The organism is Myxosarcina sp. GI1 (assembly GCF_000756305.1).
GTDB lineage: Bacteria > Cyanobacteriota > Cyanobacteriia > Cyanobacteriales > Xenococcaceae > Myxosarcina.
In genome coordinates, this window is the sequence record NZ_JRFE01000025.1 from 22,876 (window position 1) to 39,921 (window position 17,046).

Annotated in this window: 29 protein-coding genes; all 29 read right to left on the reverse strand. The window is 43.5% G+C overall.

Annotated elements, in window-relative coordinates:
• Window positions 1-32: 32 nt before the first annotated feature.
• The 29 genes from nuoH to rplB all read right to left on the reverse strand — a co-directional run bounded on the left by nuoH (window position 33) and on the right by rplB (window position 16,999).
• Window positions 33-1,151, reverse strand: coding sequence for an NADH-quinone oxidoreductase subunit NuoH (gene nuoH, locus KV40_RS19555; protein ID WP_036485179.1), 1,119 nt, complete (start codon window positions 1,149-1,151; stop codon window positions 33-35).
• Between the two features lie 210 nt (window positions 1,152-1,361).
• The gene (prfA, locus tag KV40_RS19560) at window positions 1,362-2,471 is read right to left on the reverse strand and encodes a peptide chain release factor 1 (protein ID WP_036485181.1); all 1,110 of its coding nucleotides are present in this window, start codon (window positions 2,469-2,471) and stop codon (window positions 1,362-1,364) included.
• A 92-nt stretch (window positions 2,472-2,563) separates the two neighbouring features.
• The gene (gene rpmE, locus KV40_RS19565; RefSeq protein ID WP_036485183.1) at window positions 2,564-2,815 is read right to left on the reverse strand and encodes a 50S ribosomal protein L31; all 252 of its coding nucleotides are present in this window, start codon (window positions 2,813-2,815) and stop codon (window positions 2,564-2,566) included.
• Window positions 2,816-2,864: 49 nt separating this feature from the next.
• Window positions 2,865-3,278, reverse strand: a complete 414-nt coding sequence (gene rpsI / locus KV40_RS19570) for a 30S ribosomal protein S9 (protein WP_036485186.1) — start codon at window positions 3,276-3,278, stop codon at window positions 2,865-2,867.
• On the reverse strand, window positions 3,278-3,730 hold the full coding sequence (rplM, locus tag KV40_RS19575; RefSeq protein WP_036485189.1) for a 50S ribosomal protein L13: 453 nt from the start codon (window positions 3,728-3,730) through the stop codon (window positions 3,278-3,280). Before rplM ends, rpsI begins: the two co-directional genes overlap by 1 nt.
• 43 nt (window positions 3,731-3,773) lie before the next feature.
• On the reverse strand, window positions 3,774-4,607 hold the full coding sequence (gene truA, locus KV40_RS19580) for a tRNA pseudouridine(38-40) synthase TruA (protein WP_036485191.1): 834 nt from the start codon (window positions 4,605-4,607) through the stop codon (window positions 3,774-3,776).
• Window positions 4,608-4,614: 7 nt separating this feature from the next.
• The gene (gene rplQ, locus KV40_RS19585) at window positions 4,615-4,965 is read right to left on the reverse strand and encodes a 50S ribosomal protein L17 (RefSeq protein ID WP_036485193.1); all 351 of its coding nucleotides are present in this window, start codon (window positions 4,963-4,965) and stop codon (window positions 4,615-4,617) included.
• 20 nt (window positions 4,966-4,985) lie between these two features.
• On the reverse strand, window positions 4,986-5,978 hold the full coding sequence (locus tag KV40_RS19590) for a DNA-directed RNA polymerase subunit alpha (RefSeq protein ID WP_036485195.1): 993 nt from the start codon (window positions 5,976-5,978) through the stop codon (window positions 4,986-4,988).
• 91 nt (window positions 5,979-6,069) lie between these two features.
• On the reverse strand, window positions 6,070-6,462 hold the full coding sequence (gene rpsK, locus KV40_RS19595; protein WP_036485197.1) for a 30S ribosomal protein S11: 393 nt from the start codon (window positions 6,460-6,462) through the stop codon (window positions 6,070-6,072).
• Between the two features lie 225 nt (window positions 6,463-6,687).
• Window positions 6,688-7,071, reverse strand: coding sequence for a 30S ribosomal protein S13 (gene rpsM, locus KV40_RS19600; RefSeq protein ID WP_036485198.1), 384 nt, complete (start codon window positions 7,069-7,071; stop codon window positions 6,688-6,690).
• 69 nt (window positions 7,072-7,140) lie between these two features.
• A complete protein-coding gene (gene rpmJ, locus KV40_RS33540; protein ID WP_072013856.1) occupies window positions 7,141-7,257 on the reverse strand; it encodes a 50S ribosomal protein L36 in 117 nt (38 codons plus the stop codon).
• A gap of 106 nt (window positions 7,258-7,363) precedes the next feature.
• Entirely contained in the window at window positions 7,364-7,588 is a 225-nt protein-coding gene (gene infA / locus KV40_RS19605) for a translation initiation factor IF-1 (protein WP_019508908.1), read from the reverse strand.
• A gap of 199 nt (window positions 7,589-7,787) precedes the next feature.
• Window positions 7,788-8,342: an adenylate kinase gene (locus KV40_RS19610; protein ID WP_036485204.1), complete on the reverse strand. Its 555-nt coding sequence runs from the start codon at window positions 8,340-8,342 to the stop codon at window positions 7,788-7,790.
• A gap of 55 nt (window positions 8,343-8,397) precedes the next feature.
• Entirely contained in the window at window positions 8,398-9,726 is a 1,329-nt protein-coding gene (gene secY / locus KV40_RS19615; protein WP_036485206.1) for a preprotein translocase subunit SecY, read from the reverse strand.
• Window positions 9,727-9,909: 183 nt separating this feature from the next.
• Complete coding sequence (gene rplO / locus KV40_RS34220) at window positions 9,910-10,389, reverse strand: 50S ribosomal protein L15 (RefSeq protein WP_036485208.1); 480 nt, start codon at window positions 10,387-10,389, stop codon at window positions 9,910-9,912.
• A 12-nt stretch (window positions 10,390-10,401) separates the two neighbouring features.
• On the reverse strand, window positions 10,402-10,929 hold the full coding sequence (rpsE, locus tag KV40_RS34225) for a 30S ribosomal protein S5 (protein WP_036485210.1): 528 nt from the start codon (window positions 10,927-10,929) through the stop codon (window positions 10,402-10,404).
• Between the two features lie 36 nt (window positions 10,930-10,965).
• Window positions 10,966-11,328: a 50S ribosomal protein L18 gene (gene rplR, locus KV40_RS34230; protein ID WP_036485212.1), complete on the reverse strand. Its 363-nt coding sequence runs from the start codon at window positions 11,326-11,328 to the stop codon at window positions 10,966-10,968.
• Between the two features lie 6 nt (window positions 11,329-11,334).
• On the reverse strand, window positions 11,335-11,877 hold the full coding sequence (rplF, locus tag KV40_RS34235) for a 50S ribosomal protein L6 (protein ID WP_036485214.1): 543 nt from the start codon (window positions 11,875-11,877) through the stop codon (window positions 11,335-11,337).
• A gap of 20 nt (window positions 11,878-11,897) precedes the next feature.
• Entirely contained in the window at window positions 11,898-12,299 is a 402-nt protein-coding gene (gene rpsH / locus KV40_RS19640) for a 30S ribosomal protein S8 (protein WP_036485216.1), read from the reverse strand.
• Between the two features lie 21 nt (window positions 12,300-12,320).
• Entirely contained in the window at window positions 12,321-12,866 is a 546-nt protein-coding gene (gene rplE / locus KV40_RS19645; RefSeq protein WP_036485218.1) for a 50S ribosomal protein L5, read from the reverse strand.
• Between the two features lie 86 nt (window positions 12,867-12,952).
• A complete protein-coding gene (gene rplX, locus KV40_RS19650; protein ID WP_036485221.1) occupies window positions 12,953-13,297 on the reverse strand; it encodes a 50S ribosomal protein L24 in 345 nt (114 codons plus the stop codon).
• Window positions 13,298-13,666, reverse strand: a complete 369-nt coding sequence (gene rplN, locus KV40_RS19655; protein ID WP_036485224.1) for a 50S ribosomal protein L14 — start codon at window positions 13,664-13,666, stop codon at window positions 13,298-13,300.
• A gap of 37 nt (window positions 13,667-13,703) precedes the next feature.
• Window positions 13,704-13,949, reverse strand: a complete 246-nt coding sequence (gene rpsQ / locus KV40_RS19660) for a 30S ribosomal protein S17 (protein WP_036485225.1) — start codon at window positions 13,947-13,949, stop codon at window positions 13,704-13,706.
• 8 nt (window positions 13,950-13,957) lie between these two features.
• Window positions 13,958-14,212, reverse strand: coding sequence for a 50S ribosomal protein L29 (rpmC, locus tag KV40_RS19665; protein ID WP_036485228.1), 255 nt, complete (start codon window positions 14,210-14,212; stop codon window positions 13,958-13,960).
• 2 nt (window positions 14,213-14,214) lie between these two features.
• Entirely contained in the window at window positions 14,215-14,631 is a 417-nt protein-coding gene (gene rplP, locus KV40_RS19670) for a 50S ribosomal protein L16 (protein ID WP_036485231.1), read from the reverse strand.
• Window positions 14,632-14,656: 25 nt separating this feature from the next.
• Window positions 14,657-15,370, reverse strand: coding sequence for a 30S ribosomal protein S3 (gene rpsC / locus KV40_RS19675; protein ID WP_036485235.1), 714 nt, complete (start codon window positions 15,368-15,370; stop codon window positions 14,657-14,659).
• Between the two features lie 45 nt (window positions 15,371-15,415).
• Window positions 15,416-15,775 (reverse strand): 50S ribosomal protein L22, encoded by a 360-nt coding sequence (gene rplV, locus KV40_RS19680; protein WP_036485238.1) that lies wholly within the window; start codon window positions 15,773-15,775, stop codon window positions 15,416-15,418.
• A gap of 41 nt (window positions 15,776-15,816) precedes the next feature.
• Window positions 15,817-16,095, reverse strand: a complete 279-nt coding sequence (gene rpsS, locus KV40_RS19685; protein ID WP_036485240.1) for a 30S ribosomal protein S19 — start codon at window positions 16,093-16,095, stop codon at window positions 15,817-15,819.
• 52 nt (window positions 16,096-16,147) lie between these two features.
• A complete protein-coding gene (rplB, locus tag KV40_RS19690) occupies window positions 16,148-16,999 on the reverse strand; it encodes a 50S ribosomal protein L2 (protein WP_036485243.1) in 852 nt (283 codons plus the stop codon).
• Between the last annotated feature and the right edge of the window lie 47 nt (window positions 17,000-17,046).

Here is a 17,046-nt window from a genome sequence, read left to right on the forward strand (position 1 = left end):
TTTGTCAAGTGGGTAATCTACAAAAATGGGATTTAACCACCAAAGGCAATGGGAAAAGTTAATTTGAGAGCGGCAGTAATTAACAGATTGGCAAGTGAAACTGGTAGTAAAAATTTCCAACCGAGATTGAGTAATTGATCGATACGCACCCTGGGTACAGTCCAACGCAATAAAATAGCAATAAATACTAGAAAATAAGCTTTGATTAGGGTCATTAAAATACCTAAAGAAGCAGTTAGAACTTGCAACCAAGGAGTAGTTTCACTAACACCCAACCAATCGGCTAAATTACTCAAGGGAACGATAAATTCCCAACCACCGAGATAGAGAACGGCAAAAACTAATGCTGATAATACTAAGTTGACGTAAGAACCGAGATAAAACAAGGCGAACTTCATGCCCGTGTATTCGGTTTGATAACCAGCAACTAATTCTTCTTCTGCTTCTGGCAAGTCAAAAGGAAGACGTTCGCATTCGGCTAAGGCGGCAATCCAAAAGATAATAAAGCCTACAGGTTGTCGCCAGACGTTCCAGCCCAAAATACCGTAGCCTGACTGTTGTTCGACGATATCGACGGTACTAAGACTATTAGACATCATAGCGATCGCCAGTACCGAAAGAGCTAGAGGAATTTCATAACTAATTGATTGGGCTGCCGCTCTCAAACCACCCAACAGGGAATATTTATTATTGGAAGCATAGCCAGCCATCAGCAAACCAATAGGAGCAATACTAGATAGAGAAATCCAGATAAAAATACCGACATTAAGATCGGTAATTACTAAATTTTGTCCGAAAGGCACGATGAGATAGGACAAAAATACTGGCACTACTACTAGCACAGGACCGAGAGTAAATAGCCAGGGATCGGATCTGGCAGGAGTAACATCTTCTTTAAAAACTAGTTTGATCCCATCTGCTACTGGCTGTAATACACCTAATGGACCTGTATATTCTGGACCGATGCGCTGTTGGGCGGCGGCAGAAATTTTTCTCTCGAGCCAAACTACTACCAAAACCCCAACCGTCGCCCCAATAATCATCAAAATCATTGGTAGGGGTAGCCAAATCGTTTTAGCCAAACCAGCAGAAAGTCCAAATTCTCGTAGAGTTTGGATAAAACTTTCTTGTAGGTCGATTCCTGAGTTCATTGTTTTTAAATCTGTTGGGTAATTGCGTTATTCAATGCAGCTAGATATTTGTAAATTTTTTTTTACACTGCTCCACGATCGGTATTATATCGCTGTCTGTTGGTTAATCTGACAATATGCGTTAGTATTTTCTACTTATTTAATCTTAGATGCAATTGTCTCTAGAAGTATTTGAATGGCAATCACGCCGATTGGTATTTTACTACTTTGTTAAGTCAGGGCTTCTGCTGTGTCGGGTGAATTAGCAAGTTCGGCTAGTCTTTCCTGTTGGTCTTGCGAGATACAAGATTGAATCAGAGTTTCGATATCGCCTTCTAGAGAGTTGGCTAAAGTAAAGTTTTGTCCCAGACGATGATCGGTAATACGATTATCTTTATAGTTGTAGGTGCGAATTTTTTCCGATCGCGCTCCCGTTCCTACTTGCGATCGCCGCATACCCCTGACTTCTTGCTGTTGTTCGGCGAGCTTCATTTCGTAGAGTTTGGCACGTAAAATTTGCATTGCCCGTTCGCGGTTTTGTAGTTGCGATCGCTCTTCAGTACAAAAAATTCTAATTCCCGTCGGCTTGTGCATTAAATCTACTGCGGTTTCTACCTTATTGACGTTTTGACCGCCCGCACCACCAGAACGGGCCGTTTTCATCTCAATATCATTGGGATCGATTTCGATCTCCACATCGTCTACTTCTGGCATCACTGCTACAGTTGCCGTCGAAGTGTGAACTCTTCCGCCAGCTTCGGTTGTGGGAACTCGCTGCACTCGATGCACTCCAGCTTCAAACTTGAGCTTGCTGTAAACCGAATCTCCTTGAATTTCTAAAATTGCCTCTTTAAAACCACCCATATCGGCTAGAGATTCGCTCAATAGCCTGACCTGCCAACTTTGAGTCTCGGCGTAACGCGAGTACATTCTTACTAAATCTCCTGCCCAAATACTGGCTTCGTCTCCACCAGTTCCAGCGCGGATTTCCAACATAATATTTTTATCGTCGTTAGGATCGCGTGGTAGTAGTAAAATTTTTAGTCGCTCTTCAAGTTTCTCTAACTTGGCTTCTAATTCTTCCATTTCTAAACTTGCCATCTCCTTCATTTCAGGATCGCCAGCTTCGCGATAGATTTCTTTGGCTCCTGCTAGCTCTTCTGTAGCCTGTTGCCACTCGCGGTATGTGTTGACAGTTTCTTCTAATGAAGAGCGAGCTTTAGCTATTTTTTGCAGTTCGTCAGGATTGGTGGCAATATCGGGATCTGCCAAACGATGAGTCAATTCTTTAAAAGTTTGTTCTACAGATTTGAGTTTTTCTAACAAATAGGCTTCTGCCATAACCTGAACTCCTTATATTTATGAGGCAAATAAAATAAAACAAACCCAGCAGTCAAAAAACTAACTGCTGGGTTAACACATTAAACTAACTGCTATTTTTTATTGTCTTTGTTATCAGAATCAGAATCGTTGCTAGAGTCAAGCATGCCATATTTACGTAAAAAGCGATCGACTCTCCCTTCTGTATCGATAATTTTCTGCGTACCCGTATAATAGGGATGGTTTCCCGACCAAACATCAACATGAATTTCGGGTTGAGTCGAACCTACCGTCATTACAACTTCGCCGTTACAAATGACTTTGGCATCGGGGTACCATGTGGGATGAATATCTGGTTTAGGCATATTTTTTCTTTATATTAGACTGCGGTTGTTAATTTTATCTAAATAAGATCTATCGTTTGGAGAATTGTGGAGCTTTACGAGCCTTATGCAAACCGTATTTTTTGCGCTCTTTACAGCGAGGATCGCGAGTGAGATAGCCTTCTGTTTTTAGGGGCTGGCGATTGTTGGGATCTTGCTGGCACAAAGCTCTCGCTACTCCTAGTTTAACAGCATCAGCTTGACCTGTTAGACCACCACCATGAGCGTTAACTAAAATATCGTATTCATTTTCAAAACCCAATGTTTCCAAAGGGGCTTTGATTGCAGTTAAATAGCTGGCAATGCGATTGAAGTAATCCCTTCCTGGTTTGCCATTTACCACTAAATTGCCTTCTCCTGGTACGAGGCGAACTCTGGCGACCGATGATTTGCGACGACCCGTACCCCAGTAAACTGCTTTATCTTGAGCTTCTGTTGCTTGCATTAGTTATCTCCTGCGGGAATAGTATTAATGTTTAAAACTTCTGGCTGCTGTGCCTGATGGGGATGTTCCGCGCCCGTATATACTTTGAGTTTGGTAAATAGTTTGCGACCCAAAGCATTTTTAGGCAGCATTCCTTTTACTGCTTTTTCGACGATACGATTGGGAATACGCGCCTGTAGCTGATCGAAAGTTTCGGTTTTCATGCCTCCAGGTCTTCCAGAATGACGGTGATAGAGTTTTTGCTCGTTTTTTCTGCCAGTTACCACTACTTTTTCGGCATTAACGACGATGACAAAATCGCCAGTATCCATGTGAGGGGTAAAAGAAGGTTTGTTTTTGCCCCGTAAAATTGTGGCGACTTCAGTAGCCAAACGTCCCAGACGTTGTCCTGCGGCATCAACTACGTACCATTTTTTATCTAAATCTGAAGTGGGTAAAGGTGTTTTATTCATTGGCAATAATCTTTTAAATTATGTTTTTATATAAACTGCTTGTTTATGGTTCTAGAACAAAAGTAGGCTGGGTATCAAACCATACACTTTGGGGAAAAGGAAGTTCGGGGTAGCCGACTCTTAACAGACACAGTCCTTTAGCAGGGGCAGAATACTTGACTAAGTCTCTTCGGCGATCGCGCCACACTTGGGTAAAGTTAGAAAGCGATCGCGCTCCCGTTCCTACCTCTACCAGCATTCCTACTAACAGGCGCACCATACCGTACAAAAAACCATCAGCCTGAATTTCTATATACAGAAAAGGGTCGTTACGATAACACTCGGCAGCCTGAATTTCTACCCAAGAATGCTTTCGCTCAGAGCCCGCCCTTCTAAAAGCTGCTAAATCGTGCTTTCCTATCAGGGGAGCCAAAGCAGCTCGCACTAATGATTCATCGATACTGGCTCGATAGTAATGCCAGCAAAAACTATTAATAAATAGATTAGGAAGTTTATCGGTATAGATGGTATAGCGATAACGTCGCCAAACTGCCGAAAACCGAGCGTGCCAGTCAGGAACTACCAGAGCCGAAGCTCTTATTAGTATACCTTCTGGCAGCCTGGCATTGAGAATTTTCGACCACTTATCGGCAGGAATGGGTCCCGTGTAGTCAAAATGAGCTACCTGGGCAGCAGCGTGAACTCCAGAATCAGTTCTTCCCGCTCCGTGAAGGTTAATCGGATAACCTACTACCGAAGCAATTGCTGCTTCGATTTCTGACTGAACCGTAACGCGATTTGGCTGTCTTTGCCAGCCATGAAAATCCGTTCCCAAGTATTGAATTACTAATGCAATTCGCTGTTGGTTCACACTAGATTGGCGGTGGCTGACAACCATAAATCGACTATACTAGTTCGATAATTGCCATTTCAGCATTATCACCACGGCGGTTTTGAGTTCTGACTATGCGAGTATATCCTCCCTGGCGCTCGCCATAACGTTCTCCAACTGCTTTAAACAGTTCGCTGACTAGCTCTTTATCATAAAGATATGCCGCAGCCTGTCTTCTGGCAGCAAGAGAACCGTCTTTTGCCAGGGTAATCATTTTGTCTACTTCGCTACGTACTGCTTTAGCTCTTGCTTTAGTAGTTCTGATTTGACCGTGACGGATAATTTGAGTTGCCAGCGATCGCAACAGAGCTTTTCTCTGGTCGGCTGGCAAGCCTAATTGAGGTACTTTACATCGATGACGCATGATTGGATAGGTTGCTAAATCTATATAGTTTTGGCTGATTTTTCTTGCGATAGGGTAATGCCCAGACGTTTTTGCAGGGCTTCAATAACCTCATCGGCTGATTTTTGTCCAAAATTTTTAATTTCCAAGAGGTCTTCTTGGGTATAATCGAGTAAGTCGGATACCGAATTGATTTGCGCTCTTTTAAGACAGTTATAGGCTCTAACTGACAGCTGCAGTTCTTCGATCGGAATTTGACTGGTAGGATCTTCGTCTTCGACGTAATCGTCTTGAATTGGTTCTAAGGTTAAGTCCTTAAGCGGATTGAACAAATCGACGGCAATACCTGCCGCTTGAGATAATGCTTCTTCTGGCTTAATGCTGCCATTAGTCCAAATTTCGACAATTAGTCTTTCTTTAATCCCCGTACCGTCAATACGAGCATCTTCGACGCTGTAGTTGACCTTGGTAACTGGCATAAAAACGGCATCTACCTGTAAAAAATCTAAAGAACTTCCCTCTTCTCGTCCTCGTTCGACAGAGCGATACCCTTTACCTTTTTCGACTCGAAACTCCATTTCCAAGCTAGTGCCTTCGGCTAAGGTAGCCACATACTGGCTAGAATCTACAGTTTCAATTGCATCGGGCAAGACGAATTGAGCAGCCGTAACCGTTCCAGGACCGTTAGCTACCAAACGTCCTATTTCTGGCTGATTGGAGTAGCTTTTGAGAACGATTTCCTTCATGTTGAGAATAATTTCTAAAACATCCTCTCTAACTCCTTCGATGGTGGCAAATTCATGGGTAGCGAAACCAAACTTATGTTCTGGCTTGTCTTTGTCTTTTGCCATTCCTCCACCAATGCGAATTGCCGTAACCGCAGCCCCTTCTAAATTAGAGAGCAACACTCTTCTCAAAGCATTGCCCAGGGTCGTTCCCTGTCCGCGATCGAGAGGCTCTAATACAAACTTACTATACTGATGTTGATTTTTGAGAGTTTTTGACTCTACACATTCAATTTGAAATTGCGCCACAGACCGATCTCCCTACTATTCGATAGCGATTAGCCGATTGAGTTACCGAAAAATTTACCAATCGCTTGACTTGCTGATTTTTGGTATGATTTTATACCCTGCGCCGCTTTGGTGGACGACAACCGTTATGGGGTATTGGCGTAACATCTCGGATTAAGGTTATTTCTAATCCCGCACCCTGTAAAGCGCGAATTGCGGTTTCCCGTCCCGCACCAGGTCCGCTAACCATTACTTCTAACTGACGCATTCCCTGATCGATAGCACTTCTGGCAGCACTATCAGCGGCAGTTTGAGCTGCAAAGGGAGTACCTTTTTTAGCTCCTTTAAAGCCGCTCGAACCTGCCGAAGCCCAGGATATGACATCGCCTCTGGTATCGGAAATGGTTACGATGGTATTGTTAAAAGTCGATTGGATGTGGGCTACCCCGTTGGGAACATTTTTTTTTGCTTTTTTTGCGCCCGTTCTTCTTTTTGGTTGCGCCATGTTATTTTATTACTTAACTCTAATTACTACTACACTTAAGTTGATTCGGCGATTGCCGCAGGGGATCGCCCATCCCTGGAAATATTTACTTCTATTTATGGGTTGGGTTTGTTTGAGAGCGAAAAAACATCTCAACAGAAAGCTTTCGATTGAATTTTGTAAATTTCGCCACCATCTCAGCTATCGGCCAAATACGCCTACAACCGAAATATCGTGCTGCAATCACTATTTCTTACCGGGAGCTTTTTTCTTGCCTGCTACGGTCAAACGTCTGCCGCGACGTGTTCTAGCATTGGTACGAGTTCTTTGTCCTCTTAAAGGCAAACCCATGCGATGCCGACGACCTCGATAGGTTCCGATGTCAGCCAAGCGTTTGATGTTCATCGCCTCCCAACGTCTGAGATCCCCTTCAACTCTATAGTTGTCTTCGATATAGGAACGCAATTTAATAACGTCTTCATCCGCCATGTCTCTAACTCTGGTGTCTGGATTGACTCCCGTAGCTGAGAGAACTTCTTGCGCCCTCGATAGACCAATCCCAAAAATATATGTCAGCGCAATTTCTATCCGCTTATCACGGGGAAGGTCTACACCAGAAATCCGTGCCACGCTATTTTCTCCTTACTTGATGTTTGCGTATTACTTACTATTTAATAACTATTGCTATAGCGATTTAATTTATCCCTGACGCTGTTTGTGCTTGGGATTGGTTTTACAAATCACCATGACGCGACCGCGCCGACGAATGACGCGGCATTTATCACACATTTTTTTTACTGATGGTCTAACTTTCATGCCTTCTTTTGGCCACACTGCAAGCTTATAATTATATTTTATATTATCTTACTATGTCAAGAAACTGAATCGCTAATTAGTGACAAGTTCGAGCGATTTCTTGTTGCTATTTATTTTTCAAACGATAGGTAATTCTGCCCTTGGTCAAATCGTAAGGAGTTAATTCGACTTTAACTCGATCGCCAGGTAAAATTTTGATATAGTTACGTCTTATTTTTCCTGAAATATGAGCCAAGACATTAAATCCGTTGTCGAGATCGACACGAAACATTGCATTAGGAAGTGACTCAGTTACAGTACCTTCCATTTCAATTAGATCTTGTTTTGCCAATTTTAAAGTTCTCCGCTATTGGTGCAAGAATAATAGACGGCAGGCGTAAATCGCTAGCTCGTCTGAGTGCGCTTCTCCAGATAAGTTTTGCTTATCGAGATCGCGCTATTGCCTCTTTAATTTTTTATCCAGTTTTTTATCTTACACTTTTTAACCGTCTTTATCAAAAAAAGCGACTTTTGGCAAGAAACTGTCTCGTTCAGGCGATCGCTTCTTTTAAAGCTGAGGTGACATTTTCCATTGCCCCATCACCATCAATAGTTTTCAAAGTGCTCTGCTCTTGATAAAAATCGATTACGGGCATAGTATCGCGACGATAGACTTCCAAACGCCGTCGAATGGTTGCTTCATTATCATCCCGACGCTGGCGCGATAGCAGTCTGGAAATTAATACTTCATCGGGTACTGCTAAATATAAAACGCGATCGGCGGCTAAATCTAATTCTGCCAGTAGACTGTTTAAAAATTTTGCCTGAGCGACATTGCGAGGAAACCCGTCTAAAATCCACCCTTTAGCTGCATCTGACTGCAAAAGCCGATCTTTAATCAAATCGAGAATCAAGTCGTCAGGAACTAATTCACCACGATCCATGTAGCCTTTAGCTTTGTCGCCCAAAGGAGTTTTATAAGTAACGGCGGTTCTCAAAATGTCGCCAGTAGATATGTGAGGAATTTTATAAGTTTCTGACAAAATCTGTGCCTGAGTTCCCTTGCCCGCTCCAGGAGGACCTAAAAAAATCAATCTTTTTGTCATTTTAAATTTGCGTCCTCCGCATAAAAGAATTTCGCTCGACAGTTAGATAACTAACTTACTGCTTGACCATACCTTCGTAACGCTGTGAAATTACATAGGTCTGAATCTGTTTGGCAGTATCGATTGCTACTCCCACTAAAATTAACAGAGAGGTGGCACCAAAACCGCTAAATACCGTAGTTCCCGCTGGGATTGCGCTTTCGACCAAAGTAGGAATAGTCGCTACCAAACCTAGAAAAATTGCTCCTAAAAAAGTCAGACGATTGAGAACTTTTTCTAAATAGTCTCTAGTTGCCTTTCCTGGGCGGATACTAGGAATAGAAGCTCCCATTTTTTTGAGATTTTGGGACATATCATCGGGATTGCTAATCAAGCTAGTGTAAAAATAGCTAAAGAATAAGATGAGCAACAAATACACGACAATATAAAGCCAACTTCCAGGTTGAATAGCTACAGCGATACGATTGATAATATTTTTTGCCGTACCTTGTCCGGGAATAAATCCTGCCAGAGAAGCAGGTAAGAACAAGACTGCGGAGGCAAAAATAATTGGCATTACTCCGCCTTGGTTGAGTCTTAAAGGTAGGTAATTAGTTCTCTCGCGATATACTCTTCTGCCTACCTGACGACGAGCCGAAATAATGGGAATGCGGCGCGTTCCTTCTTGAATAAACACAATACCGACGATCATCGTCAGGAAAACTAAAAGCAACACGATTACCTGAGCGATTGCTTCTCGTCCGCCGTTTTGAGCGTAGCTAATGGTATTTCCCAGAGTTTTGGGTAATACGGCCACGATATTAACAAAAATCAACAAAGATGCCCCATTACCAATACCGCGTTCGGTAATTAATTCCGAAATCCACATGACGAACATCGAGCCTGCAGTCAAAGCGAGTACGGTTTCGGCGATCGGAAAAAAGCTTCTTGAGATAATGCCATTAGCTACCAGCAAACCTAGAGTAATACCCAAACTTTGAATTATCGCCCATCCCAGAGCGACATAGCGGGTGATCTGAGAAATTCTCCTTCTACCTGCTTCTCCCTCATTTTTTTGTAGATCTTCTAAAGAGGGAATAGCAGAAGCTAACAACTGCATAATAATAGAAGCATTAATAAAAGGTAATATGCCCAGGGCAAAAATTCCCAGTGCTGAAATACCGCCGCCAGTAAAAATATCTAAAAACCCGACAATTGAAGCATTAGTAGTATTACCAAGTAAATTGCCAAATCTTTCACGGTCAATTCCTGGAATGGGAATAAATACTCCCAAACGAACTAAAATTAACAGACCAATAGTAACGAGCAGCCGACCTCTAAGACCTGCTGCTTGCGCCATCTGTAAAAATGTTTCTTGTGCTGATGGAGTTTTTTCTCGAACCATAATTGTTGTTGTGGTAGCTAGAAGCCAAATAGGTTAAACGCCCGATCGCCTTAAGGTAATAGCTGCGCTTATTGTCTTATTTTTTTAACTATACCGATCTAATTTTTTCACTTTTACTACTTAGAAGCAACCTCAGACTTACGAAGAGGAAATAGTAATTTAAAACCTTGGAATTTTCCTGACTTAAGCTTCGCTGTCTTGAGATGGTTCGGCTTGAGTTTCTTCGAGAATACAGCTACCGCCCGCAGCTTCAATTTTTTGACGCGCTCCTTTAGTAAAAGCTGCCGCAGTTATTGTCAGGGGTACATTTAACTCTCCTCTACCCAGAACTTTTAAAGGACCATCATCAGTAGTCGAAATTCCGTCTGCTAATAAAGATTCTTTACTTACTGCCGAATTTGCCTCTAGAGTAGCTAGCTGCTCTATGTTAATAATTGTGTACTGTTTCTGGTTGACTAAAGGAAAATATTTTAATTTGGGAACCCGTCGATAGAGCGGCATTTGTCCCCCTTCAAAACCAGCTTTAGTGCCAGTACCAGAACGAGATTTCTGTCCGCGCATACCGTAGCCACAGCTAGCTCCTTGTCCTGCGGATATACCCCGTCCGACTCTGCGCCTGCGGCTCTTTGACCCTGCTTTGGGACTTAGATTTTCTAGTTTCATAGTTTTTATTTATTAAGCATATATCTGTTCTATAGAAATGCCTCTTTCTCTAGCAACTTCGGAAAAAGTTCGCAAGCTGTCGAGAGCATCTATGGTAGCTCTAGCGTTATTTAAAGGACTATTAGAACCTAACTGTTTGGCTAAAATGTTTTTAACGCCTGCTAGCTCTAGTACGGTGCGTACCGCACCACCGGCAATTACTCCAGTACCTGGAGCGGCTGGACGCATAAAGACTTTAGCACCTCCAGCAATACCGTTACTAACGTGAGTAATGGAGCTTGATTTAGTTAGAGAAACATCGACTAACTGTTTTTTGGCATCGGCTACGCCTTTGCGAACCGCACCGATTACATCGGCTGCTTTACCAACTCCAACTCCTACCTGACCGTTTTCGTTACCGACGACCACGATCGCTCTAAAGCTTAATTTTTTACCACCTTTAACTACTTTACTAACGCGGCGAATTTGAACGACCCGCTCTTGCCAGTTAGTGTCTTTTTCTTTAGCGCGTCCGCGACGACGAGACTTTGATTTAGGCATAATAATTATTTTCTATATGTATATGATGTCGATATTTTAAAAGTCTAACCCAGCTTCGCGAGCGGCTTCAGCTAGTGCGGCAATGCGACCGTGATAGAGATTGCCGCCGCGATCGAAAACTACTTTGGAAATGCCTTTATCTAAAGCTCTTTGCGCTACAAGCTGACCTACTGCTGCTGAGTTAGAACAGGTGGCTCCAGTAGTTGACTCTAGATTAAATTCTCTATCAATAGTCGATGCAGCTACAAGGGTATGCTGTGCCACATCATCAATTATCTGAGCGTAAATATGTTTATTTGACCGAAACACACAGAGACGCGGGCGTTCGGGTGTACCTGCTATTTGTTTGCGGATTCGCCGATGACGGCGTTTAACTAGTTCTTTGCGAGGAGGCTTCATAATTTGTTACTTCTTACCTGTTTTACCTGCTTTACGTCTTATTTGCTCGCCAAAATAGCGAATCCCCTTTCCTTTATAAGGTTCTGGGGGACGAACTGCCCTGATTCTAGCAGCGATATTGCCTACTAATTCTTTGTCAATACCACTAATGATAATTTCGGTATTTCTATTTTCAATAGCCACATCAATACCGTCGGGCATAATTATTTCCACTGGCTGGCTGTAGCCAACATTGAGAGTTAGTTGTTTGCCTTGAGCCTGCGCCCGATAACCTACACCTTGAACCTGCAAGCGTTTTTGAAATCCTTGGGATACGCCTTCTACCATGTTGGCAACTAAAGTACGGCAGAGACCGTGACGTTGACGACCGAGACGCGAGTCATTGTCTGGAGTAACTTCTATAGTTTCTCCTTCTTGTCTGACAGAAATGGGCGCTGGTATAACTCTTGCTAAAGTGCCTTTGGGTCCTTTAATCGTAACCTGCTGTCCGTTGATTTCTGCGGTTACTTTGGCAGGAATGGCGATGGGTCGCTTACCAATACGAGACATATGTAGTATACTCCTTAAAATTACCAAACGTAACAGAGAATTTCGCCCCCAACGCCTTGGCGACGAGCTTCTCTATCGGTCATTACTCCATGCGAGGTAGAAACGATCGCAATACCAATACCACCGAGGACACGAGGAATATCTTTACGCTTGGAGTATACTCTCAGTCCTGGTTTGCTGACTCTTTTGAGGGTATTAATAATCGGCTGACGGTTTCTACCTTTATATTTGAGAGTAATGACGATGTTTTTCTTTAATTCTTCCTCAGTTTCTTCATAACCGCTGATAAAGCCTTCACTTTCTAGAACTCGGGCAATGCTACGAGTCATTTTTGTCGAAGGTACTAATGTAGTTTGATGCTTGACCAGGCAGGCATTGCGGATGCGGGTCAGCATATCTGAAATAGTATCGTTTGCCGCCATTATTTCTTATTATTTGAAAATTTAACTATTGCGAAAAGGCATTCCCATTTCCCTGAGTAGGGCGCGTCCTTCTTCATCTGTATTTGCCGAAGTAACGATAGAAATGTCCAATCCTCTAATTTGATCGATGCTGTCATAGTCAATTTCGGGAAAGATGAGCTGTTCTCTAACCCCTAGACTATAGTTACCCCGACCATCAAAGCTTTTCGGGCTAATGCCACGAAAATCGCGAATACGGGGCAGAGCAATATTGATCGTGCGATCGAGAAAAGCATACATCCGATCGCCTCTAAGAGTGACCATCACTCCTACGGGCATTCCTTTACGGAGTTTGAATCCAGCGATCGCCTTTTTGGCTCTCGTTACCACTGGCTTTTGCCCGGCAATTGTAGCTAGCTCGCTAATCGAAGATTCGAGGGCTTTAGCATTTTGTGATGCTTCTCCCAAACCGCGATTGATAATCACTTTAACTACCTTGGGTACTTGATGAGTATTGGTGTAGTTAAATTGTTCGGTTAGCTTGGGAACGATATCTTCAATGTATCTAGTTTTAAGTGGTTTTGGCATGGTGTTTGGTATTTTTTCCTGGGCTTGGTCAGGAGACTATAAACAAAATTCGGGTTTCGAGATAGCAACTGCTCGCCAGACAACAACTAGTCGATTATTTCGCCAGTTTTTTTCAACATCCGCACTTTGCGTCCGTCGTCGGTAAAGGTATAGCTGATTCGGCTGGCTACTTCTTCCTTTTGGGAATAGAGCATGACGTTAGAACTATGAATGGGAGCTTCAAAGGTGACAATTTGTCCCGATTCTCCCTCTTGCTGGGGTTTGACGTGTTTGGTTTTGACGTTGACTCCCTGGACGATAACCTGACTGGTTTGGGGGATAGCACGAATAATTTCGCCTATCTTGCCCTTGTCAGTGCCAGAAATCACTTGAATGGTGTCTCCTTTTTTTACGTGCATTTTTGCTTTCTGAGCTTGTTTGGTTTTTGCCATTTAGATCACCTCCGGAGCTAGAGAAACTATTTTGGTAAAGTTTTTCTCTCTTAATTCCCGTGCTACTGGACCAAAAACGCGAGTTCCTCTCGGATTGCCTTCTTGATTGATAATTACCGCTGCATTATCGTCAAAACGGATGCTCATGCCGCTTTCGCGACGTACTGCTTGTTTGGTACGCACGATTACCGCTCTGACTATTTCGGATTTTTTGACTGCCATGTTTGGCAGAGCGTCTTTAACTACAGCAATAACGACATCACCAATGAAAGCATAGGGACTATTACCTTTACCAATAACTCGCAGGCACATCAGCTGACGTGCGCCACTGTTATCGGCGACATTTAAATAGGTCTGTTGTTGAATCATCTTCGAGCGCGACCGTAATATTCGTAAATAAAAGTTATCAATTTTTGGTTTCTATAATTTCGGCTAGCGTCCAGCGTTTGGTGCGACTGAGGGGTCTAGTTTCGCGGATACGCACGCGATCGCCAGTTTTGCACTGATTTTCAGCATCGTGAACCTTATATTTTTTGGTTCTAACGACGATTTTGCCGTATTTGGGATGGGGGGAGCGGTTTTCGATTGCTACAACTATGGTTTTATCCATTTTGTCGCTAACAACTTCACCTACTCTTTCTTTTACTGCCATAATTCAACTTATTCCTCTGTTGCGGATGTAGTAGCAGACTCGGACTCAGGTTCGGCGCGAATGGCTGCTAGTTCTCGTTCTCTTTCGACGGTCAACAGTTGAGCGAGACGATGCTTACTATGTTTGAACAGATGGGGTTTTTCCAGTCGGCGAGTTGCCTGTTCCAATCGCAACTGAAACAGTTCTCGCTTGACGGCTAAAATCTCTTCTGATATCTCTTCGTCGCTCAAGCTTCTGACTTCGGCTATTTTGGGTAAAGCCACGACTAAAATTCCTCCTCACGGTTGATAAATTTGGTTTTAATCGGTAGTTTTTGAGCCGCTAGACGCATTGCTTCTCTAGCAATTGGTTCTGCTACTCCTGACATTTCAAACATAATTCTGCCTGGTTTGACCACTGCTACCCAAAATTCTGGATTACCTTTACCAGAACCCATACGGGTTTCGGCAGGTCGCATCGTTACTGGCTTATCGGGAAAAATCCGAATCCAAATTTTACCGCCCCTTTTGATATAGCGGGTCATAGCTCGTCTGGCGGCTTCAATTTGGCGCGAGGTAATCCAGGAAGGTTCGATAGCTTGAAGTCCGTAGTCGCCGAAGTTTAGAGTATTGCCTCGATGTGCCATACCTCTCATGCGACCGCGATGCTGTTTGCGAAATTTAGTTCTTCTGGGACTGAGCATAATGATAAATTCGTGCTGTTAACAACTATTCCGAACGGTCTTCAAATTTCTGGCGACGGCGTTGACGGCGAGGAGTTTGACTGGGAGCGGCGGCTATTTCTTCCTGTCCTGGAATAATTTCTCCTTTAAAGATCCAAACTTTAACCCCTAAAATTCCATAGATAGTGAGAGCCGTACGATAGGCATAATCGATATCCGCTCTTAAGGTATGTAAGGGAACTCTTCCTTCCCTGACCCATTCTGTACGAGCGATTTCCGCACCGTTTAAGCGACCGCCAATCTGAATCTTAATTCCTTGAACTTCGGCTCGCTGCGCTCTTTGAATTGCCTGACGTACCACGCGGCGAAAAGATACTCTTCGCTCTAGCTGCTGGGTAATGTACTCGGCAATCAATGCCGCATCGGCATCGACGCGGGGAACTTCAATAACGTTGATCCGAATCTGGCGATTGTTAACCACACTTTGAAGATCGGTACGCAATTTTTCAATTCCCGATCCGCCCCGACCGACAACTACACCAGGGCGAGCGGTGTGAATGCCCAGATCGATTTGATCGGCTTTACGCTCGATTTTTATTTGAGAAATCCCCGCGTTACCAAGCTCTTTGTTAATATGCTCTCTAATTTGATGGTCTTCTTGTAATAGTTCGGGATAGCGTTTGGTATCGGCATACCACCGAGATTGATGTTCTTTAGTAATTCCCAACCGAAAGCCCGTTGGATGTATTTTTTGTCCCACTAATGTTTCCTCGTAGTTAGGTCAGTTTTTTAAATAATTGCCCGATTATTCGGTTACGTCAGGAGCAACTGCTACGGTAATGTGGCAAGTTGGCTTGCGAATTTGGTAGGCTCGACCTTGCGCTCTTGGTCGATAGCGTTTGAGAACGGGACCTCCATCGGCGTAAGCCTGACTGACAACTAGGTTAGTGGGGTCGAGTCCGTTGTTATGCTCGGCGTTAGCTACAGCAGAACGCAAAGCTTTAAGTACTGGTTCGCAGGCTTTATAAGGCATAAATTCGAGAATAATTAGTGCTTCTCGATATTGCCGACCGCGAATCTGATCTAGCACCCGCCTGACTTTAAATGGCGACATCCGAATATAGCGGGCGATCGCCTTTACTTCATTATTAGTATCTATTGCCATGATTGTTTATATTTGGCATTCAAAAATTATGCTGGTTAACTTTAACGTCTGCCTTTTTTATCCCCTTTGGCATGACCTCTAAAAGTACGAGTGGGGGCAAACTCTCCTAACTTGTGACCGACCATTTGATCGCTGACAAATACGGGAATATGCTGGCGACCGTTGTGAACGGCGATCGTATGACCGACCATTTGCGGCAAAATTGTCGAAGAGCGCGACCAGGTTTTAATTACTTCTTTTTTGTTAGCTGCGTTAAGCTTTTCGATTTTGCCAAGCAAACTGTCGGCGATAAATGGTCCTTTTTTAAGCGAACGACTCATAATTGGTAATATTAGTATTCGATAATTGGCGATCGCGACTGGTAAAGTACGTTTAATTAGCCGCTGATTTTGATTTTTTCCGACGGCGACGCACGATTAACTTGTCGCTAACTTTTTTCTTCTTACGAGTTTTCAGACCTAAAGTAGGTTTTCCCCAGGGAGTAACAGGACCGCTTCTACCAATTGGCGCACGTCCTTCACCACCACCATGAGGGTGATCTACTGGGTTCATTACGCTTCCTCTAACTTGCGGTCTTTTACCGAGATGGCGAGATTTTCCTGCTTTACCTAGTTTGAGGGTTCTGGCTTCGACGTTACCTACCTGTCCGATAGTGGCGTAACATTCTTTGCGAATCATTCTGACTTCTTTAGAGGGAAGACCGATAGTTACATATCCTCCTTCTTTCGCCATCAGCTTGGCAGCAGTACCTGCGGCACGCACGATTTGTCCGCCTCTTCCCGCTACGAGTTCGATATTGTGAATCGTTTCTCCCAGGGGAATATTGCTGAGTGGCAGAGCATTCCCTACTTCAATTGGAGCATCGGGACTGGCAATAATTTGCGTACCTACTTTCATGCCTACTGCGGCAAGAATATAGCGTTTTTCACCATCTTCGTACTGCACTAAGGCAATACGGGCGTTGCGATTAGGATCGTATTCGATCGCAATCACTTCAGCAGGAATATTGCGTTTGTCACGACGAAAATCAATAATACGATAGAGACGCTTGTGTCCGCCACCGCGACGACGGCTGGTAATTACGCCACGATTGTTGCGCCCTTTTTTGCGATGTTTGTATTTAGTAAGAGATTTCTCGGGTTTACTCTTGGTAATATCGGCAAAATCGGATATAACCGCTTGGCGAGTTCCTGGTGTATATGGTCGAAAAGAACGAGTACCCATAGTTGGATTTATCTTTAAAGTTTACTGAGGCTCTGACATCAAAGTTA